18 protein-coding genes are annotated in these 22,321 nt (G+C 35.1%); 7 read left to right on the plus strand and 11 right to left on the minus strand.

Annotation, left to right across the window (positions count from 1 at the left end):
* The gene (locus Q0992_RS02525; protein WP_299520046.1) at positions 1-2,175 is read right to left on the minus strand and encodes a carboxy terminal-processing peptidase; all 2,175 of its coding nucleotides are present in this window, start codon (positions 2,173-2,175) and stop codon (positions 1-3) included.
* A gap of 168 nt (positions 2,176-2,343) precedes the next feature.
* On the opposite strand from Q0992_RS02525, the gene surE reads away from it, so the two are divergent.
* The 5 genes from surE (at position 2,344) to Q0992_RS02550 (ending at position 7,206) form a co-directional block, all read left to right on the plus strand.
* Positions 2,344-3,114, plus strand: a complete 771-nt coding sequence (surE, locus tag Q0992_RS02530; protein WP_299520048.1) for a 5'/3'-nucleotidase SurE — start codon at positions 2,344-2,346, stop codon at positions 3,112-3,114.
* Positions 3,115-3,138: 24 nt separating this feature from the next.
* Entirely contained in the window at positions 3,139-3,423 is a 285-nt protein-coding gene (locus tag Q0992_RS02535; RefSeq protein WP_299520050.1) for a hypothetical protein, read from the plus strand.
* On the plus strand, positions 3,424-4,545 hold the full coding sequence (lpxB, locus tag Q0992_RS02540) for a lipid-A-disaccharide synthase (RefSeq protein ID WP_299520051.1): 1,122 nt from the start codon (positions 3,424-3,426) through the stop codon (positions 4,543-4,545).
* Between the two features lie 7 nt (positions 4,546-4,552).
* On the plus strand, positions 4,553-5,062 hold the full coding sequence (locus Q0992_RS02545) for a C40 family peptidase (RefSeq protein WP_299520052.1): 510 nt from the start codon (positions 4,553-4,555) through the stop codon (positions 5,060-5,062).
* 113 nt (positions 5,063-5,175) lie between these two features.
* Positions 5,176-7,206: a ComEC/Rec2 family competence protein gene (locus Q0992_RS02550; protein ID WP_299520053.1), complete on the plus strand. Its 2,031-nt coding sequence runs from the start codon at positions 5,176-5,178 to the stop codon at positions 7,204-7,206.
* A 5-nt stretch (positions 7,207-7,211) separates the two neighbouring features.
* Here the strand turns inward: Q0992_RS02550 and Q0992_RS02555 are convergent, their stop codons facing one another.
* The 3 genes from Q0992_RS02555 to Q0992_RS02565 form a co-directional block, all read right to left on the minus strand.
* A complete protein-coding gene (locus tag Q0992_RS02555) occupies positions 7,212-7,781 on the minus strand; it encodes a thioredoxin fold domain-containing protein (protein WP_299520055.1) in 570 nt (189 codons plus the stop codon).
* Between the two features lie 88 nt (positions 7,782-7,869).
* Positions 7,870-9,372: a peptide MFS transporter gene (locus Q0992_RS02560; RefSeq protein ID WP_299520057.1), complete on the minus strand. Its 1,503-nt coding sequence runs from the start codon at positions 9,370-9,372 to the stop codon at positions 7,870-7,872.
* Between the two features lie 23 nt (positions 9,373-9,395).
* Entirely contained in the window at positions 9,396-11,621 is a 2,226-nt protein-coding gene (locus tag Q0992_RS02565) for a S9 family peptidase (protein WP_299520260.1), read from the minus strand.
* Between the two features lie 155 nt (positions 11,622-11,776).
* Between Q0992_RS02565 and Q0992_RS02570 the strand changes: the two genes are divergently transcribed.
* On the plus strand, positions 11,777-13,084 hold the full coding sequence (locus tag Q0992_RS02570; protein WP_299520060.1) for a hydroxymethylglutaryl-CoA reductase, degradative: 1,308 nt from the start codon (positions 11,777-11,779) through the stop codon (positions 13,082-13,084).
* A 41-nt stretch (positions 13,085-13,125) separates the two neighbouring features.
* The gene (locus Q0992_RS02580; RefSeq protein ID WP_367277933.1) at positions 13,126-14,439 is read left to right on the plus strand and encodes a GYDIA family GHMP kinase; all 1,314 of its coding nucleotides are present in this window, start codon (positions 13,126-13,128) and stop codon (positions 14,437-14,439) included.
* Between the two features lie 51 nt (positions 14,440-14,490).
* Here the strand turns inward: Q0992_RS02580 and Q0992_RS02585 are convergent, their stop codons facing one another.
* The 7 genes from Q0992_RS02585 to Q0992_RS02615 all read right to left on the minus strand — a co-directional run bounded on the left by Q0992_RS02585 (position 14,491) and on the right by Q0992_RS02615 (position 22,249).
* On the minus strand, positions 14,491-16,635 hold the full coding sequence (locus tag Q0992_RS02585) for a SurA N-terminal domain-containing protein (RefSeq protein ID WP_299520062.1): 2,145 nt from the start codon (positions 16,633-16,635) through the stop codon (positions 14,491-14,493).
* 92 nt (positions 16,636-16,727) lie between these two features.
* Positions 16,728-18,017, minus strand: a complete 1,290-nt coding sequence (locus Q0992_RS02590; RefSeq protein ID WP_299520064.1) for a hemolysin family protein — start codon at positions 18,015-18,017, stop codon at positions 16,728-16,730.
* 3 nt (positions 18,018-18,020) lie between these two features.
* Positions 18,021-18,212, minus strand: coding sequence for a hypothetical protein (locus Q0992_RS02595; protein ID WP_299520066.1), 192 nt, complete (start codon positions 18,210-18,212; stop codon positions 18,021-18,023).
* Positions 18,213-18,248: 36 nt separating this feature from the next.
* Positions 18,249-18,851 (minus strand): LPS export ABC transporter periplasmic protein LptC, encoded by a 603-nt coding sequence (gene lptC / locus Q0992_RS02600; RefSeq protein ID WP_299520068.1) that lies wholly within the window; start codon positions 18,849-18,851, stop codon positions 18,249-18,251.
* Positions 18,815-20,179 (minus strand): hypothetical protein, encoded by a 1,365-nt coding sequence (locus Q0992_RS02605; RefSeq protein WP_299520070.1) that lies wholly within the window; start codon positions 20,177-20,179, stop codon positions 18,815-18,817. The genes lptC and Q0992_RS02605 overlap by 37 nt, the downstream gene beginning before the upstream one ends.
* Positions 20,180-20,195: 16 nt before the next feature.
* Positions 20,196-21,521: a hypothetical protein gene (locus Q0992_RS02610; protein WP_299520072.1), complete on the minus strand. Its 1,326-nt coding sequence runs from the start codon at positions 21,519-21,521 to the stop codon at positions 20,196-20,198.
* A complete protein-coding gene (locus Q0992_RS02615; protein ID WP_299520074.1) occupies positions 21,521-22,249 on the minus strand; it encodes a type III pantothenate kinase in 729 nt (242 codons plus the stop codon). Before Q0992_RS02615 ends, Q0992_RS02610 begins: the two co-directional genes overlap by 1 nt.
* Between the last annotated feature and the right edge of the window lie 72 nt (positions 22,250-22,321).

Consider the following 22,321-nt stretch of genomic DNA (forward strand, 5'->3'; position numbering starts at 1 on the left):
CTAATTTTTCACATTTGCTACTTTATTCTTAATAGCATAAGTCATTTTTAAATCATTGAGAACATTTAATGCCTCTTCTATGTATACATCTTTGGCCAAACTTTGGTGCCAGCGATTACGCTTTTCCTTTAATACAGAATCTTGCTCCATTAACTTAATTTCATAAGGTAAAGAGTTGAATGTTAAATTAGTATTATATTCAGAAAGTTTTTCGAAACGCTTTGCTTCTTCTTCATTTAGCTCCATTTGCTTCTTGTACTCGTCATAATTTAAAGAGTACATTTCACGGTCTCTTATTTTCTTTACCCATTTGGCATTGGCATCAATCAACTTTAATTGTTCATTGGTCGCCATACGTGCTTTACTACGTTCGATAGTAGTATCGTAATCAAAGTAATTACCCCAGAGTTCATAGTCAACAGCATCGATTTTATCCCATGGCAAAGGGTTTTCTTGATCTTTTTCACCAATATCTATATAACTATAGCGATCTGGCACTATAACATCGCTCTTAACTCCTTCTAACTGTGTTGAACCACCATTAACCCTGTAGAATTTTTGAGTCGTAAACTTGAGCGCCCCTAAATCACCATTGGAGTTATTACGTACTAATCGATTTAAATCTAAAACATTTTGAACTGTTCCTTTTCCATACGTTTGCTTACTTCCAATAACAATAGCGCGCTTATAATCTTGCATCGCTGCTGCTAAAATCTCTGAAGCAGAAGCAGACAATTCATTAACTAAAATCACTAAAGGACCATCCCAAATAATAGACTTGTCCTTATCCTTTAAGACTTCTTTTGGCTGATCGGTTTCCTTTACCTGTACAATAGGCCCTTCCTCTATAAATAACCCAGCAATATCAACAACAGTCTGCAAAGAACCACCTCCATTGTTCCTAAGGTCCAAAACTAACCCTTCGACCCCTTCTTCCTTTAAACGGATGATTTCCTGTTTAATATCTGAAGCAGCGTTGCGTTTGTTGTAGTTTTCAAAATTCACATAAAACTTGGGCAGATTAATAACCCCAAAGGTCTTATCGTCTTTAATAACGGTAGAAGATTTTGCATAGGTTTCCTCTAATTCAACAATATCCCTAGTAATAGAAATATCTTCAATAGTACCATCTACTTTTTTAAGAGTTAAAACAACAGTCGTTCCTTTAGGCCCTTTAATGAGCTTAATTGCATCATCCAATCGCATGCCAACAACGTTTACTGACTCTTCTTCTTCCTCTTGTCTTACTTTTAGGATTTGATCGCCCACCTCGAGCTCATTAGCTCGCCAAGCTGGACCACCACTAATAATTTCGTTAACCATAATCGCATCCATTCGCTTTTGCAATCTTGCTCCTATGCCCTCAAAATTACCAGATATTGCCACATCAAAACGATCTTTATCTTCTGGAGCAAAATAGAAGGTGTGTGGATCGAACTCTTCTACTATAGCATTAACATAAACAGCAAACCAATCCTTACGTTGTCTATCATCGATAAAATCGTAAAGTTCATCAAGTGAACGTTTAGTAGTCCCCCTTGCTTGTTTTTCTAATTCAACAAGTGATTTGTCTCCTTCATTTTTCGATTTTTCATTTTGGGCAGAAAACACACTTTCCGGAAGACTTCCGGTCTCCATATTGGAATCACGTTGAGAAATGGCATCATCATAATTAGCAATAGTTGAAAATTTAAGCTGCTGTCTCCAGCGTTCTTTCATTTCACGCTTATTCTTAACATAGGTGAGTTTCTCATAATCTGCTGAATAGCTCTCTTGTTTAGAGAAATCAAATGGCTTATCCAAAATTTCAGCATAAATCTTTTTCGATTCTTCAATACGTTGCAATAACCGCTCATGTGTTATATTGAAAAATGACACATCATAGTCTTTTATTTGGTCATCCAATAGAGTTTTATAAGCTTCAAATTCTTCGATATCAGAAGCATAAAAGTAGCGCTTAAATGGATCTAACTGATTTAAATAACCCTCAAACACATGCTCAGAAAAACTATCATTTAGATCTTGTGGGTCGAAATGTCCGTTATCTAGTACATATGTGATTAATTGAATTAACAACTTATCTTTATCTGGATCGTCAAATGTTTTGCTCGTAAAACTGCAAGAGGCAAAAGCAATCAGCAGTGCCAGAAGTAAAAACTTATAATTCCCTTTCATTTTATCAATTTTTTAGAATTTTAAATAAGTAGGTTTCTATAATTTACTAAAATAGAAGAAAAAACCATGCCATAAAAAATCACGGCACTAATTTTTTGTTAAAGGTACAAATACCTATAGTTGTTGCACTTTTTAGTATTTTTATGCCATCCAAAATTTAATACTAATATGGCACAACGTCCTCTCATTTTAGTTACCAATGATGATGGTATAACTGCACCTGGATTGCGAACTTTAATTAGCGTTATGCACACTATAGGAGATGTTGTAGTGGTTGCACCGGATAGCCCTCAAAGTGGAATGGGACATGCAATTACAGTTAATTCTACGCTATACCTAGAAAATGTAGATATCGATGGCAAACAACCTGAATATAGTTGCTCCGGCACACCTGCAGACTGCGTAAAACTTGCTGTACGCGAAATACTGCATAAAAAGCCCGACATCTGCGTTTCTGGCATCAATCACGGCTCTAACTCATCAATCAACGTCATCTATTCTGGCACTATGAGTGCTGCTTTAGAAGCTGGTATTGAAGGTATTCCAGCTATCGGTTTTTCGCTTTTAGACTACAATTGGAATGCTAATTTTGAGCATTGCAAATCCTATGTTGAAACCATTACCAGGCAAGTTCTAGAGCATGGATTACCAGAAGGGGTCGTCTTGAATGTTAATTTACCGAATCTAGATAAAAAGGATATTAAAGGTATAAAAGTGTGTCGTCAGGCTCGTGCCAATTGGGTAGAAAAATTCGACAAGCGCACCAATCCTATGGGTCGTGATTATTATTGGTTAGCAGGAAAGTTTGTAAATATGGATAATGGTGAAGATACTGACGAATGGGCTTTAGAAAATGGATATGTTTCTGTCGTTCCTGTTCAGTTCGATTTAACAGCGCATCATACTATTCAGCAGTTAAATACATGGAAATTAAATTAAAATCTGCCTGAGCGGAATATATACATGAGAAAAGAGGTTTTAATTGGTTTTATTGTTGGCTTAATTGCAACTGTTTTTGGTTTGGTTTTTGCGATTCAGATTTTTGGCAAATCTGATGATTGGCGCGAAGTGGTACAGCAAGCTATTAATGAAGGTTTTTTAACTAAACTTATGAGTATAGGCGCACTATTAAATCTTGGTGCATTTTTTCTATTTCTGAAAAAGAATCAAGATGATAGAGCAAAAGGTGTTCTGATAGCAACTTTATTGGTTTTTATTGCGACGATGGTCATTAAATTTTTCAACTAAATGAAGTATTATATCATTGCTGGAGAAGCTTCGGGCGATTTGCATGGTTCAAACCTTATGAAGGCTTTAATAAAGTTGGATGCTAAAGCTCATATTAGATTTTGGGGAGGAGACTTAATGCAGGCTGCTGGAGGAGAATTGGTAATGCATTATAAAGAACGTCAGTTCATGGGGTTTACTGAAGTCATTTTTAATCTCAGAAAGATTTCTGGCCACATTAAATTCTGCAAAAAAGATATTGAGGACTTTCAGCCAGATATTATTATTTTCATTGATAATTCTGGCTTTAATTTAAGAATAGCCAAATGGGCAAAGGCTCATCATTTTAAAACGCATTATTACATCTCACCGCAAGTCTGGGCGTCCAGGGCTAGTCGTATTGAAAAAATAAAACGCGACATCGATGCCATGTACTGCATCCTTCCATTTGAAAAGGCATTCTATAAAAAATATGGCTATGATGTTCATTTTGTAGGTCACCCTTTAATCGATGCTATCGCTGATCGTCCACAAATTGACGAGAATGAATTTAGGCAAGCGCATCAACTTGGAGCAAAACCTATTATAGCTTTATTACCGGGTAGCCGCAAGCAGGAAATCTCCAAAATGCTGAGTATTATGCTAAGTTTGGTTGACGATTTTGAAGATTATCAATTTGTTATTGCTGGTGCCCCAAGTCAGGATTTTGATTTTTACAAGCCTTTTATAAAGCAGGATAATGTGAGTTTTATTTCTAACAAAACCTATGATTTGCTCAGTATCTCTAATGCTGCTCTAGTTACTTCTGGTACTGCAACTTTAGAGACTGCTTTGTATAAAGTACCACAAGTGGTTTGTTATAAAGCCAATGCAATTTCTTACCATATTGCCAAACGGATTATTACTTTAAAATTTATTTCTTTAGTTAACCTCATAATGGATCGCGAAGTTGTTACCGAACTTATACAAGGTGACCTTAACAAAAAACAACTAAAAAGAGAACTTATGGCAATTTTAGACACGGATAAACGCGAGCAACTCTTTTTGGATTATTATGAATTGGAAGAAAAACTAGGAGGTAAAGGTGCTAGCGAAAATGCCGCAAAGTTGATTTATGAGTCAACAAATAATTCTGAGAACTAAACCTACTATGAAAAAAATATTTTTCGCCCTACTCTTAATCTTAATTGTCTATAGTTGCAAATCAAAAAAAAACTATCCTACTAAAAAAAGTGAGACCCATACTGTAAAAGTCAATACAAGCACTAAACCTTCAGAAGAAGCGACATCTATTGTTAAGACTGCAAAAAAATTCAATGGTACGCGTTATAAGTATGGTGGCACCACGAAACGTGGTATGGATTGCTCTGGGTTGGTTTATACGTCTTTTACAGACAATGATATTGCTGTACCTAGAACCACAAAAGATTTATCTAGTTATGGGAATTGGATAGATCTTAAGGAGGTTAATGTTGGTGATTTGGTCTTCTTTGCCACAAAAAAAAATAGCCGAAAAGTCAATCATGTAGGTATTGTGACTAATGTACGCGCAGGGAATGTGGAATTTATCCATGCTTCTACCAGTAAAGGTGTTATGATTTCTTCTTTAGCCGAAAGGTACTGGTATTTTGCTTTTGTACAGGCGAGACGTATTTTGTAATCTTTTTCCTATATTAAATTTCTTTTTTTTATATTTAGTAACTCATTTTCATCTGTTTAAAATCTTTGAGTTCTGTTTTTCAGTTTTAAATGATGAAAGTTCATACTTGTTCCATGAAGTTACTGAATTTCATTGTTATAAAACTCACAATCTGTCTAGTCATCGGCATTGTAATTGCTCATTATTTTAAGCCAAATCACTATATTTCGCTCAATTGCACAATTGGATTAATCACTATAGTCAGTATATTATGGCTAGCTCATAGACGAAAGATAGATCGTACACCTTACTTTTCATTACTAGCCTACCTATCGATGATTGCTGTTGGAATCAATACATACAATATTCATAATGAAAAATTACAACCACAACATTATACCAATACCAAGCTTAACACATCTCTTAAATCCGTAACTTTCAAAATAAAAGAACGTTTAAAGTCAGACATTTATAATGACAAGTACATTGTTTCTTTGCTGTCTATAAACAAAAAAAATGTTTCTGGAAAGCTTCTAATTAATGTTAAACACGATTCTTTGGGTCATAAACTTCCCGTAGATGCAATACTATTTACATCTGTAGAATTGCAAAGTATTCAAAAACCCTTAAACCCTTATCAATTTGATTATAGTGCCTATTTAGAACTGAAGCAGGTTTATCATCAGCTCTATTTAGATTCAAAAGACCTACTGCAACTATCTGATGAGCCTACAACTATTTATGGTTATGCGGATAAATTAAGAACTGAAATAAATCAAAAGCTAATTAAAGCAGGTTTTAAGGATGATGTTTTAGGTATAATCAATGCTTTGCTTTTAGGGCAACGACAGACTATAGACAAAACCATTTACAATAACTATGTTAATTCAGGAACTATTCACATATTGGCTGTATCTGGTTTGCATGTTGGTATTATATTACTGATTCTCAATTTTCTTTTAAAGCCCTTACTCTATTTTAAATATGGAAACATATTAAGGCCATTAATTATAGTTATACTACTTTGGTTGTTTGCAATTATTGCTGGTCTATCACCATCAGTAACGAGAGCGGTCACCATGTTTAGTATCATAAGTGTTGCTATGCATTTAAAGCGACCAGCCAATATTTACAACACTTTAGCAATATCAGCTTTCTTTATACTGCTTATTAAGCCTACTTTTTTATTTGAAGTTGGTTTTCAAATGAGTTATTTAGCAGTGTTGGGCATTGTGAGTTTCCAACCTATATTTTATAAGCTCTGGCAACCAAAATATTGGATATTAGATAAACCATGGCAAATCCTTACTGTAACATTGGCAGCCCAAATAGGAGTTGCTCCAATTAGTCTTTTCTACTTTCACCAATTTCCCGGATTGTTTTTCATCTCAAATTTAGTAGTGATTCCTTTCCTAGGTTTAATTCTTGGTTTCGGGTTAATTGTAATTGTTTTAGCACTTTCGAATACACTTCATCCTACGGTTGTAAATATTTACAGCTTTATAATTGATAGCTTAAATGGGTTTATTGCATGGGTAGCCCAGTTTGAGGATTTTTTGTTTCGAGATATCCCATTCAGCTTAATTCAGGTTATATGTTCTTATGCTATTGTTATCACCTTTCTTCAAGCATATAAAACAAAAGCCTTTAAGTGGGTATCGATTTGTCTAATTGGAATCATTGGTTTTCAATGCACTTTTATTTATAACAATTTCAAAAAACAGAATGATGCTTTTATTATTTTTAATAAAAGTCGCTACACTATGATTGGTTTTAAGCACAAACATAAACTGACTGTACATCATAATTTAGATAGTTTAAAACAAGTTACAGACCATATCATTAGAAATTATAAAGTGGGTGAAAGGATTAATGAGGTTATAGTAGACCGTTTAGAATATGTTTATCAATTTAATGGTGAGACTATTCTAGCTATCGACAGCTCTGGGGCTTACAAAGGGCTAAGTTTTAAACCTGATTATATTTTACTCCATAATTCTCCTAGAATTAACCTTAACCGTTTAATCGACAGTCTAAACCCAAAAATAATCATAGCAGACGCAAGTAATTTCAAGACCTATGTAAAACGTTGGAAACTCACTTGTAGGCATAAAAAAATCCCTTTCCATTACACCAATGAAAAGGGAGCCTTTATGTTAGATTAATGTTTTTATTCCTTGAATGTAGGTTTAAAGGATTTATAGTATTCGTTAAACTTTTCTTGGGTATCCATCTCCTTGTATTTATCGGTCTTAAATAGCTTTAAATATAACTCGATTTGTTGTGGCTTTAAATAACCGGAGATAGGTGCAATAAAATTAGCATCTTCGTCAAAAAACACCATTGTAGGATAGGCACTTACCCTAAGGTATCTCGTGAACTCATGGGCACTGTTACGTCGTTTTGCCTTTGCAGGATCATAGCCCGGATTGCCGAAAGTTTGATCTTTATAGTTGACGACATCATTCCCTTCAGCGTTAAATTTAACGGCATAAAAGTGCTCGTTAATATAATCGACCACGTCTGGATTATGAAAGGTATGCTTATCGAGCATTTTACATGGTCCGCACCAACTGGTATAAGCATCCATAATAATCTTCTTAGGTGTGTTTTTCTGAAGCTCAATAGCCTCTTCAATCGTAACCCAATTAATTTCTTTTTCGAATGCTTCATCAGGATTTTGGAACGATATCAATGTCCCAAAAGTGATAAAAGCGATAACTATTTTTATTTTTTTCATGTCAGATTTGTTGCAAATATAATGTCGAACTTACAAAAAATGCTCCTATTACAGAGCATTTTCAATTATTTTTAACTAATCATAGTAATTACTTAATGCCATGCATCAGCTTATTTAAAAGCGGAGATAACAATACGATAACCCCTCCACATACCAAAGCAATGTATCCAAATTGAGTGAAAACGTCTACGTATAAATCTAAACTTTCCGAAATCGTCAAAGTAACTTCTGCCTCACCAGACTCGCCACCGGTTCCTGTTAAGGGTGCTAAAACGCTACCCGCAACATAATTTGACCCTGCAAAGGATAAAAACCAAGCTCCCATCAATGTACCTGTCATTTTTGGCGGTGCTAATTTTGTTACCATAGACAATCCGATTGGTGAAAGAAATAACTCACCAACTGTATGAAAAAAGTATAACCCAACGATTGTCCACATTGGGACTAAATAATTTTGCGCTGCTTCTTTACCCAGAATGGTTACCAAAAACCCGACACCAACGAGCATAATCCCTATTCCAAATTTAGCAGGAATGTTTGGATTCATTTTCAAGGCATCTAACTTCATCCACATCCATGTAAAAATAGTACCCATAACTAATATGAAAAATGGATTAAAAAATTGGGTCTGCCCAGCAGTCATATCCCAAAATCCTAAAAACCCTTCCCTATTTACATTCCTATCCGCAAATAAGGTTAAAGATGAACCAGCCTGTTCAAATAAGGACCAAAAAATAATATTCAATAAGCATAGAATTATAAAAATTATCATTCTATGGGTTAGTACCTTGCCGCTCTCAAAACCAGCCTTTAATAAGATGAAAATAACATATGCTGCCACAGCTATCAAAAGGTAACCCACCCAGCTATTGTTTTGAAGTAATAAGTATAATAACGGAAAAAGTAATAACGACAATAAAATCGTGACATGAAGCTTAGTTAATGGCCCAAAAACCTTCTTATGTAAATCCTCTGGATTTGGGGGCATAGCTGCATAATCAAAATACTTTTGACCACCAATAAAAATCACGAGACCAAGTAACATACCTACTCCTGCTAAAGCAAATCCGTATTTAAATCCATAAGTTTCGCCAACCCATACAGCTACCAATGTCGCAAGAAGAGCACCTAAGTTAATACCGATATAAAATATTGTAAATCCAGAATCTTTACGCACATCTTGGTCGTCATATAGCTTACCGACTATGCTGGAAATATTTGCTTTAAAATATCCATTTCCTACTATTATTACCGCCATACCTATATACAGCCATTGCAGATTACCTCCCAGAATCAAGAATTCTCCAATTGCCATCAAGATACCACCGAAAATAACAGCATATTTGTAGCCTAATATCTTATCGGCAACCCATCCTCCTAGAACTGGTGCCATATAAACCAGACCTGTATAAGCACCATAAATTGCAAATGCTTTAGCATCTCCTTCGAAAAGAGCTTTTGTAATGAATAGAACGAGGAGTCCACGCATTCCATAATAACAGAAACGCTCCCACATCTCTGCAAAAAATAAAACAAACAATCCTATCGGATGCCCTAAAAAAGTTCTGTCTTTAACTGATAATTCACTCATAATTATAATTTAGTTAGTTATTTTTAACCTTTAATCTTAGAAGCTTCTTTTTCTTCTTTTTTATCTTCCTTAATCTTATCGCCAAGGGTTCTATTTATGAAATTGGTCATTTTCTTATACAAGTGCAATCTTGTATTTCCACCATAGATGCCATGGTTTTTATCAGGATAAATCATCCATTCAAATTGCTTATCCGCTTGCACCAAGGCTTCAACCATACGCATGGTATTTTGCAAATGCACATTATCGTCACCTGACCCATGAACCAATAAGAAATCCCCTTTTAATTTATCGACATGGTTTATTGGTGAATTTTCGTCATATCCACTTGGATTTTCTTGGGGAGTTGTCATGTAACGCTCCGTGTAAATCGTATCATAAAATCTCCAACTGGTAACAGGAGCCACTGCAATAGCCATTTTAAATACGTCGTTGCCTTTAAATAAGGCATTACTACTCATAAAACCACCATAACTCCAACCCCAAATTCCAATGCGTGTTTCATCTATATAAGGTAAATCCCCTAATTTTTTAGCTGCTGCTATTTGGTCTTCTACTTCGTATTTTCCTAGTTCATTTTGAGTCACTTTTTTGAATTCTGCACCTTTGTAGCCTGTTCCCCTTCCATCGATACATACAACAATGTAACCTTGTTGTGCTAACATTTGATACCAATAATCATTGGTTCCGTTCCAACGATTAGCTACAGATTGAGATCCTGGTCCAGAATACTGGTACATGAATAGTGGATACTGTTTACCTTCGTCAAAATCCGCTGGCTTAATCATCCACATATTCAAATCAATGCCATTGACATTAATCGTACTAAACTCTTTTTTAGAGGTCATATAGTTCCCCACCTTTTGAGCCAGCCTGTTATTATCCTTAATACCTTTTATGAGATTTCCATTTTTGGCACTATTTAAGGTATATTCAGGAGGTGTTGTGGCACTAGAATGTGTATTTATAAAATAGGTGAAATCCGCACTAAATGAAGCACTATTTGTACCATCTGTTTTTGATAATCTTTTTTTATTCTTGCCATTTAACTTAATGGAATACACATCTCTATTAATCGAACCATTTTCTACGGATTGGTAATAAATGGTATTCTCTTTTTCATTAAAGCCATAATAATTGGTCACCTCCCAATCACCATTGGTCACTTGATTAATGAGTTCACCATCCTTTGAATAATGATAAATATGATTAAATCCATCATTTTCGCTCGTCCAAATAAAGCTATTGTCCTTTAAAAACGTTAAGTCGAATGTGACATCAATATACGCCTTATCCGTTTCTTCCAAAACCAAATCTGAAGTCATGGATGTCGTATTAATCATCCAAAGATCCAATTCATTCTGATGACGATTCATATATTGGGCGCTCAGCACATCTGCGTCATTGGTCCATTGAATTCTTGGAATATAAAAATCATTATAGTCCTTATTCACCTTTATTTCTTGGAGTTTTCCAGAGTTTAAATCGAATAAATGCAGCGACACCTTCGAATTTTCTTCACCAGCTTTAGGATATTTAAACACTTGCTGTGTTTGGTATAACCCAGAACCGAACACGTCCATTGAAAATTCTGGAACATTGGTTTCATCAAAACGGATAAAAGCAATTAAATTGCTATCGGCATTCCAATCGAAGGCCTTAACAAAACTGAACTCTTCCTCGTAAACCCAATCGGTTATACCATTGATAATTTTATTTTTTTCACCATCAAAAGTAATCTGTTTTACTTCACCTGAACTTAGATTCTTTACATAGAGATTGTTTTCAAAACCATAAGCGATTTTGGTACCATCTGGTGAGAGGGTTGGCTCTTGAACCAATTCATCTGAAACTTTAGTTATTTTTTTGCTGTTTATATCGTAAACAAAATACTCACCAAGCCTTGAGCGTCTGTAAACTGGCACTTCATTTGTTGTTAATATAACTTTAGATTCATCTTCACTAAAGGTATAATCAAAAAAACCTTGAATTTCTGCTATATCAGCAGAGGAGACCAAGGTTTTTACTTTCTCTAAAGTTTTGTAATCATAAATATCAAGGGTAGATGCTCTATTCGCCCTATCAAAATTTAAGACCGAATACTGTTTTCCGTTTTTCATAGAGTGTAAGGCCTGCATCCCTTCGGTTCTAAAGGCTCCACTCCAAATTTCCTCGAGTGATATTTGTTTGTCTTGGCAATAAATTAAAGAAGTGGTTAAGAAACCAATAATTGCAATGAAGAATCTCATTTTTACGTCTTTCATAGTTTGATAAAGCAATGCCAAGTTTACTAAAAATTATGCAAAAAATAGCTATTATTAACAGTAAATCGGCAATAATACGAGTTTAAGGACATATTTTATGCCATTCCTAAGTATCTTTGCTTTTTTAAACCTATGACATTATGCCACATGCTATTTCTGGCTTTTCTAAACTTTCAAAATCCGAAAAAATCCAATGGCTTTTAGATACTTATTTTTCTGATAAAGAAGCTGCCAGAACTCTAGTAAAGCAGTATTGGAATACGGACGAGAAGCTTCAAAAGTTGCATGATGAGTTTATAGAAAACACAATTACCAACTTCTATTTACCCTTGGGTGTAGCGCCTAACTTCAAGATAAATGATAAGCTTTTTACGATTCCAATGGCTATAGAAGAAAGCTCTGTAGTAGCTGCTGCAAGCAAAGCGGCTAAGTTTTGGTTGGATCGTGGTGGTTTTAAAGCTAAAGTGATTTCAACCGAAAAAATTGGTCAGGTTCATTTTACTTATAGTGGCGACTTTGATGAACTTCATTCTTTTTTTGAAAGTGTTAAACCTAGATTATTTTCAGCCACTTCCGATATTACTAAAAATATGGAACGCAGAGGTGGTGGTATACTAGATATTGAGTTAAGAAACAAGTCCCAGGATTTAGGCGATTACTATCAATTACATGTCACATTTGAAACGCTTGATGCCATGGGAGCCAATTTTATAAATTCGTGCCTTGAAGCGTTTGCGAAAACCTTTAAAGACAAAGCCAAGCACACCTTAGATGGCGATTTAGAGGTTGTGATGAGTATTTTATCTAATTATGTCCCTAATTGTTTGGTAAAGGCTGAAGTCTCTTGCCCAATTTCTGAATTAAAAAGTAAAGACATTTCTAATCCAGAACTCTTTGCTAAAAAATTTAAGCAAGCTGTTAATATTGCTGAAGTTGAACCTTACAGAGCTGTAACACATAATAAAGGTATAATGAACGGCATTGATGCTGTAGTATTAGCTACAGGAAATGATTTTAGAGCCGTAGAAGCTGGTGTACATGCCTATGCTTCAAGACATGGTAAATATTCTAGTCTAACCCATTGCTCTATTGAAGATGGTCTTTTTAAATTCTGGATTGAGATTCCTTTAGTTTTGGGTACTGTTGGTGGTCTTACCAGTTTGCATCCATTGGTTAAATTTTCTCTTGAAATGCTCGAGAAACCATCGGCCAAAGATTTGATGCAAATCGTGGCTGTTGCTGGTTTGGCTCAAAATTTTGCCGCTGTAAAATCATTAACCACAACAGGAATTCAAGAAGGTCATATGAAAATGCACTTGATGAATATTCTCAATCAATTTGAAGCAACTCCTAAAGAAAAAACGGCATTAATTGAACACTTTAAAACTAATGTGGTCACCCATAGTGCAGTTGTGGAAGCTATTGAAAAACTTAGAAAAACTAGTTAGGTTGGTGACTGAGGCTCTCGAAGTCACCACTAATAATAATTATGCCTAAAGGATACGTTTACATATTAGAATGCAATGATGGCTCATATTACACCGGTAGTGCGTTAGATATTGAGAAACGCATTAACGAACATAATGATGGTAGAGGTGCTAATCACACAAAAAAAAGGCTTCCTGTCCATTTAGTCTACCTTGAAAAATTCCAAAGAATTGATGATGCCTTTTACAGGGAAAAACAAATTCAAGGTTGGAGTAGAGCAAAGAAAGAGGCTCTGATAAATAACAATTTACATAAGTTGCCTGAATTATCATTAGCTCATAGGGATAAGGTGGCTTCGAGAACCTCAGCCACCAGTAAACGGAAAACCTCAACAGATATAACGTTGCCTAAGGCAGTTACAGAGGGAACTCGAAGTACTCTTGAAGGCAACACATCAAAAAAAACTTTCAGAAGCAATGGCAAACTGCTAATCACAGGTGAATATGTGGTACTAGATGGTACTAAAGCATTGGCCATTCCAACTAAATATGGTCAAAGCTTAACGGTTGAAGAAAACAATACCGAAACCATTGTCTGGAAAAGTTTTAACGAAAAGGGCGAGATTTGGTTTGAAGATGCTTTTAAGATCAATAATCCGGATTTTCTAAAAACTGTAAAAAAAGACTTCTCGGTCTCTTCTCGACTTATTCAAATTCTGAAATCGGCTCAAATTTTAAATCCTGATTTCTTAAGACAAAACCAAGGCTATACAGTTACAACTCATCTCGACTTTAACATAAAATGGGGACTCGGCACCTCATCTACGTTAATCAATAATATTGCAAATTGGGCTGAAATAGATGCCTATAAACTACTTGCTAAGACTTTTGGAGGAAGTGGTTACGATATTGCCTGTGCTCAAAATGGCACACCTATAACTTATCAACTCATAAATCCAAGAAAACGAATTATAGAAGAAGCTTCCTTTAATCCTTCTTTTAAATCGCATTTATATTTCGTTTACCTCAACCAAAAACAAAATAGCCGTGATGGTATTAAAGCCTACAAAGCCCTCGGAAAGGTCAGCGTTTCCGTAATTAAAGCGATTAATCAAATTACAAAGCATACCATAAGATGTACATCCATTTCAGATTTCGTAGATCTGATTACCAAGCACGAAGACCTGATTGCTGATTTAATACAACAACCAACCATAAAATCTAAATGGTTTAGCGACTTTGATGGAGCCATTAAAAGTCTGGGAGCTTGGGGAGGCGATTTTGTTTTGGTTACTTCAGAAGTTAACCCAAAAGATTACTTTAAGTCTAAAGGGTTTGAAACTATTATTCCTTACAAAGAGATGGTGTTAAACTAAAAAAAGGCTTTACAATTATTGTACAGCCTTTTATGACATTATGAGCTAAACTTAATAAACTGTTTTGGCTCTGTTATCTTCAATATCAGCAGCCTCTTCTAAAGCCTGGTATACTTTACCTTGAACAGAATTTCTAAGCGTTGTATTTAATCTATTCATAATAGATGTATAATTATCTAGTTCTGTAGCATCCGTAACTTTAGTAACTTCTATAATATAAACCCCCTTCTCACCATCAATAGGTTTAGAGGTTTTACCTTGCTCTAAACCAAATGCCGCACCAATTACTTTTGGCTCATTACCTGCACCAGCTAGCGTCGTATTTTTTAATGTTAAAGCTGCTGCCGTTTTAGAAGCCTGTCCTTGATTTTTTGCAATCTCTTCAACAGTAGTTCCGGTAATTTTTTCGCGAATCATTTTCGCTTTCTTTTCTTTTCTAATTTTTGGTAACGCTGTAATGGAAGCATCCTCTACACTCATTAAGCCTTCTTCGTTCTTTTCTACCAATTTAGCGACTATGAATCCAAAACCTGAAATTGGAAAGTTTTTGTAATCACCAATATCCGTACCTTCTTCAAATGCCCAACGCACTACTTGTCGTTGACTTCCTAAACCTGGGATATTTTCATCCAGTTCCTTAAACGTAATTGGTTTTACGATAAGTTCACGTTCTTTAGCCAATTCTTGAAAATCACCATCTTTTGCTGCTATTTCAAACTTAGACATCTTATTGAATACATCTTGTAGCGTTTGGTCAGACGGTTCTATCTTTCTAGCTAATGTTCCTATTTTATAAGCATTATTGGTACTCTTTTGTTCTAAAATCTCAATAACATGGTATCCAAAAGATGTACCGACAACATCAACATCACCTACTTTATTTTCGAAAGAAAACGCTTTAAATTCTGGTGCCATTCCAGCATTATAGGCAAATTCGATTTCTCCATCATTTTCGTTGCTGACTTTATCCGAAGATAGCTCTAATAAATCCATGAACTTAGTTCCGCTCTTAATCTTTGCTAAAATACTATCGGCTGTCTTTTTAGCTTCTTCTGGTGTTTTAGTGACAGAGGCGTCTGCTCTTTGTCCTCCAACAAATGGCACTAAAATATGTCTTACATTAACGGTATCTGGCATCTGCTCAATAGCTATCATCTTAGAAAGTTTGAAGAACTCGCCATCTTTGTATGGCCCATAATACTGACCAACATTCAATTTCATCAAGCTATCTTTGGCTACAGCAGGTAATTGCGCTACTCTTAAAAATGAATCATCGTAATTGATATCCGAGTTTGAATTGATAAACTCCTCGATATCCTTCGCCGTATCGAAGCCTGGAATAGTATCCGTATTTCCACTACTATCATTGTACTCTGCCCTATCTGTTTTTAACTTTAATAAATCAGCTTTTATAGCATCTTCATCTGCTACCGAAGCTTCTTCCTTAAATTCTACATAAATGACTTCTCTACTGGCTTCGGCTTTAAAATCATCTTCGTGGTCTTTCATATAAGCCTTAATGTCAGATGTTGTCACTTCTACAAGGCTATCAGCAATAGTTGTATAAGGTATTTGCACAAAACGAATATCTACATTTTTAGCATCAGCATTATACTCGTCTTTTGCTTCTGCTATCGTAGCTCCTATTCCTGCTCTAATCAAATTGTAATACGATTGCTGAATGGCATTGGAGGCAATAGTTTGTTCATTGTTTGCCCAACTTTCGTAGTTAACCAAGAAATTACCAAGAGGTGCCGTATCACCCTTCAGGTCTTTTAGATTCGCAATAAAAGCATTAAGACGATTCACGTCAAAGGTGCCATTTTCATCCTGAAATTCTGGATATGACTGAAAACTATTTTTAAGTAAATCGCGCATTTCATCTTTCTCAACCGATAAGCCTAACGCTTCATACTCGTTCTCCATAATTATTTTACGAAGCTCTTGATTGTAAATTGCATTCATGGCTTGCGTAGAAGTAATTCTTCCTCCAGCTCTATCTTGATAGTTCTTCACTTTCTGTTGAAAATCATTTCTTTCGATATCTTCGCCATTAACTGTAGCGACTACACCTTGGGTATCTGAAAAGGCATTTGGATTATCTATTACACCTTGAATTACAAAAGCGAATAATGCCAGTGCAATGACCAATATTAGGATAAGTGAACGTTGTCTAATTTTATTTAAAATTGCCATAGTCTATCATTTCATGTAAATAAGTTCGCGAAAATAGTGTTTTCTAGTAAATTATAAAAGGCTAAAACCAGTTTTTATAAGCGATTTAAGTGTTAATCTAACTCTAGTATTTTGAGCTGTACAATATCTATTTTGGTGGATGACACTTCCTCAATGGTAAACCTAAAATTCTCTATTTGAATCGTTTCATTTTCTTCGGGAATGCCCTCGGTTTTGTTCACAATCAATCCGCCCAAAGTTTCATAGGCTTCGCTTTCTGGGAGATTTAACTTGTAGGTTTCGTTAATATAATCGACTTCTAATCGTGCAGAAAATCTATAGGTGCTCTCATCGATTTGTTCTTCTGTCATATCGAGTGAATCGTGCTCATCTTCTATTTCACCAAAAAGCTCTTCTATAATATCTTCAACAGACATGATGCCCGACGTACCACCATATTCGTCAATGACTACTGCAATACTCTGGCGTTTTTTAGTAAGTAAATTAAGAACATCTTTGATGAGAATTGTTTCAGGCACGAAGCTCACTGGGATTATCATTGACTTAATAGTCTTTGGTTTTTTGAAAAGCTCAAAAGCGTGCACGTAGCCTAAAATATCATCAATAGTATCTTTATATACTAAAATTTTAGTATGGCCTGTTTCAATAAACAATTGCCTTAGATTTTCTATGGACTCAGAGATATCCACTGCGGTAATTTCGGTTCTGGGCACCATGACCTCCCTTGCTTTTACATCGGAAAACTCTAGTGCATTCTGAAATATTTGAATTTCACTATCGACCTCTTCATGGTCTTCAAAAGATTCCATCTGTTCACTAATATAGTTACCAAGTTCAACTTTGGTCATCGCTAAAGCCACATCTTCACCCTTGGCATTAAATACATATTTTAATACTGTATCTGAAATCCAAAGCACCAAATCCGAAATCCAAGTAAATATTAGGTAAAATATATAAGTAGGAAGTACTAATACTTTGAGTAAGGTGTTTGCATAAATTTGAAAAAACACCTTGGGCAGAAATTCTGCTGTAATAAGTATTACCAAAGTCGAAATGACTGTTTTGGTCAATAATTGAAAATCCGTTAATAAATAAGTCAGTGTCGCATTATCCGATGGCAATATAGATTGAAACCATTTTACCAAAACATCTCCCATTGTGAGACCATAAATCACTAAAGCAATGTTATTTCCAATCAGCATAGTAGCAATATACTTGGAAGGCTTTGCTGTTAAATTAGTTAATAGTCTACCTAAAAAATTGTCTTGCTTTTTTTCTAATTCTATATGGATTTTATTAGAAGAGACGTAGGCGATTTCCATCCCAGAAAAAAAGGCTGAAAGAATTAGTGTAACAATAATAATGACTATATCAACAGCCATGAATTATTCTTTATTTCTATCCTGAAACTTTTTGGCGAATCGCTTTCTAAAAAAGAACATAAATAAGGCTAATGCTACAAAGAACAAAGACATATAGGACCTGTTTCTATCTTGAGACCAATTGGATATGGCATCCCAAAGAAACAGAATTGCAAAGACGATATAAGCGTACTGAAAGAATTTTAAGATTTTCATTAGCTAGAAATGAATGTATTAATGCTACAAAGATAGTTAATTATCGAGTTCGAAGTCACCACCCATTTCTAACATTTCGAAGTCTTTGAAATCTTTATCTGAGTCAAAACCAACACCATGCAATGGGCCTGCGGCTCTTTTAAACACCCAAGGTCGATTGGTAAACACCCATTCTAATTTTTCATTATAATACAACTGATCAGTCTCTAAAACCTCGCCATTGTGAGTTGTAATGACAACATCACCCCTTAAATCTATAATATCCGTATCCGGGTAAAAAATAGCATAACGCGATGTAATGGTCGTTATTTTACCATCATCGTCGTAAACTTTTAATAGAATGCCTTCTGGAAATTCTGAAAATGAAAAATCCCGGTTAGAGTAGTCCAACATTTTTGGACTAATGAGATTTGCTTTCAGGTGAATGGAATCCTCAACTAGCTCCGTATATTTTAAATCGATTTGCTCTGCTTCCCCAATAGGCTGATTTTGGAGCACTCCGACTTTTTGGATTTCACTAAAATCATTTTCACACGAAAAAAACATAGTCACAACAAATGCTGTGACTATGTTAAATATACTGTATGAATGCCTTAGTCTCATTAAATCTTTGGCACCGTTACTGAACGCTGTATCCAACAGCCTATCTTTATGACCTCGCCAGAATTTCCTTTAGTGAAAATATCTGATTTTGAAGGTGCGCTAGCTCTATAACTCTTTGCTGATTTAGACGCTGCAGATCTTAAACGCCCATCTACTCTACCTGCTTTTTCTGCTTCTGTAGCTGCCAACCAAAAAACTGCTCGCTTACTAAAATTATCACTACCACAATTATTAGCACTCTTTGCATACATAGCAGCGATTGCCAAATAAGGTGAGCCATCTGAAGGATTTAACTTCATAGATTCCATATAGTATTGTCTGGCTCTCCCGTAGCTACCTTTAGACTTTAAATCATTAGCTAACTTTTTATATAGCTTTGCTTTTCTTAAAGGGTCAGATTCTAAATCTAAGGTCTGGTCAAAATACTTTTGTTCTCCTGTTAAGAGATATAAATAGTAGGATGTATCAGCTGTAGGTTTTATACTATTTTTTTGCTCAACTAATTTTAAGAACAAAGGATCTTCCTTGCACCCTTTGGCATACATCCGGTTCATGGCACGTTGCAACCAAATTTCATCAGTTTTCTTATTCTCAAAATCCCTCTCGTATAAAGGCACCAAAACATCACAGTTTGCTCTATCACCAAGTTTCTTATCCATACTTGGAACAACCTGTTCTTCTAATGCCTTAATATTAGCTTCGTAATAATCCTTTAACTTCCCTTCCTTTTTTGATAAAGCCGTCCCTGATTCTTCTTTTTCAACGAGCTTATTTAATTTCAATGTATTATCACCGACTATATTTTCAATCACCTCAATAACATCATCGTACTTATCAAACATAGCTTGTGCTGGTTTTTGACCTGCATCAAACAAATCTACTATCAAAGAAAAATAGGTATAAAGCCCTTTAGCATTTGTAAAATTCTTTGCATCTTTAGTATAAGCTTCATCGAACATATCATATAACTGTGCATCAGTTTTACCCAACTCTTTTTGATATTTATAAGCTAGATTAGCTTTATCTACTAAAACTTCACCAAGGTCGTATTTAGATTTAAAGTGCTCTCTACTTTGATCATAAAGCACCATTAAATCGTTGATATGCCCAACCTGATCTGCTCCTGTTGAATTCCCTACCTTGTGTAAAAGTATTTTTTCTCCATGTGCATAAATAGCCCTGTTGAATTTTGGACATTTGTTTCGAACAACACTCCAAGGTTCGTAAGCATCATCATATTTTTTGCTCTTCACATAACTATCAAAAATTGATAAATTATTCATGCACTCTTCGTCTTGTTGAGCAAAACTAAAGTTGAAACTCACAAAAAGAGCAGCCAATAATAGTGTTATTTTCGTCTTCATTTTTAATTTATTATCGTTAGTTATACTTTCTTTGTCTAAACCATCTAGAGTTCAAAGATAAACTTAAGTTGAAGTTTATGAAATTCTCTTGAATTAAGTTTTCGTTAGTTGTACCACGTTGTCCATATTCTATACCAATATTAGCATTTGAAAATAAATTTCTGTTTCCAACTGGTAAACCCAATCCAAAAGATATGCCAAACTCGTTGATCTGTTGATTATTTATTACTAAACCTGTGTTAGAATAGTTAAATCCTGCCCTATAAACCACACGTTTAAAGTAACCTGAGAAGGCATTATAATTAGGAATATAAAAACCACCTAAAGAAATTTGAGACGAATTTTCGTATTGGGTTCCGGTATCTGCAAACACCGGATTTGAAAAATCACTTGTTGTTTGTAACGTGTATTCTGCACCGACAAACCAAGATTTTGGCTTTCCTATACCAGCACCAAAGGACAACCGTGATGGCAATGTTAATTCTGTGTTTTCTAAACCTTGTTCTTCTAAATCGCCCTCAATCGTACCGAAAGGCAATCCTGTAGGCTCAAAAGTAATCGCATCGAGTATAACGGTCGAAAACGTCCTTTCGTTTTTGGAAGATAGATTACTTTTAGGTGCGTACGTCGTTGTTAGTGATAATTCCAATTTATCATTAAGCATTGTTTTAAATGCCAAACCAAAATTTAAATTAAGCCCACTTAAATCCGACCGGCTTTCCTCTAATGTTTGATATTGTACCAAATCACCTTCTGAGGTATATTCTATGTCGATAGCGGTATTTTGGATATTACCAAAATTATAGTTGACATCAACGCCAAAACTCAGTTTATCCGTAATCTGATATCCAAAACCGGCAAAGACCTTATTAACACCACCTTCGCCTTCAAATCTGTTATCTAAATTGTTATCATCATTAACATTCTGTAGTCTGTAACCAACGGAGGTGAAGGGCAATAGACCAAATCCGAATCCGAATCTCCCCACAGGGACTGATAACGCTATGTAATCAAAAGTTGAACTATTCGCTTCCGCCTCAGCAGAACTACTTTTTAAGGTAGATGTAGATGCGGTACCCGCAACCGCAAATTTTACGGGCCTACTCTCATTATCAAAAGGATCAGCTTCAATATTTTTACTAACGTAAGCAGCCGGATTTCTTAGATTAACGTGTATACTGTCTAAATAAACACTTATACCACCCATGGAACGGTTTTCTACAGTGCCTCTAAATTTAAGACTTCCTATACCATAAAAAGAATACGGTGATGCAGTTCCTTGTTGAGAAAACGCACTAAGGCTAAATATTGCAATACAAATTACAATGATTTGTCTTACCATTACTTTGAATTAAATTCCAGAATAAAATTCAAACCTTCCAACAGAAAATTTGAATTCGCAAATATGCTATTTTTTAATTGGTTTGACAAAAATTTGGCGTCACCACCTGTTAAAATAACTGTTAAATCTTGATGTTTCGCTCCATAATGGTCTATAACACCATCAATTTCTTTAACAACTCCTATGACAACACCAGAATGGATAGAGGATTCTGTTGTATCGCCAATTATTGTTTTTGGTTGGTCTTTTTCTAATAACGGAAGGTTTGCGGTTAAATTATGTAGGGCTTCATAGCGTAATCGTATGCCAGGAGAAATTGCCCCACCCAGATACTCATTTTTATCGGTAATAACATCATAGGTAATGCAAGTCCCAGCATCTATGACCAATACATTATAATTAGGAAATTGACTGACCGAAGCACTTGCAAGCGCTATACGATCTACACCCAAGGTCTCTGGTGTTTTATATAGATTCTTAAATGGGAGTTTAACGTTATGGTTCAATTCTAGCACTTCTAAATCGGCTTCAATAATTTCAAGTTGCTTTTTGGTTAATCGTCCAACGGACGAAATGATTGCAGCCTTAATTTTGGGAAACGCTTGCCTAAATAATTTATAGTGCTCTTTAAAGGCTTTAAGTTCAAAACTTACCTTATGAATAAGGTTATCGTTTTCAAAAACAGCGAGCTTTACATAGGTATTTCCAACGTCAACAATAAGGTTCATAAATCAATGAATTGTACAAATTTATAAAATCAATTTTTACAAATTTCTTTTTGGTAATACTAAAAATGAATT

Source organism: Winogradskyella sp. (assembly GCF_028289625.1).
GTDB lineage: Bacteria > Bacteroidota > Bacteroidia > Flavobacteriales > Flavobacteriaceae > Winogradskyella.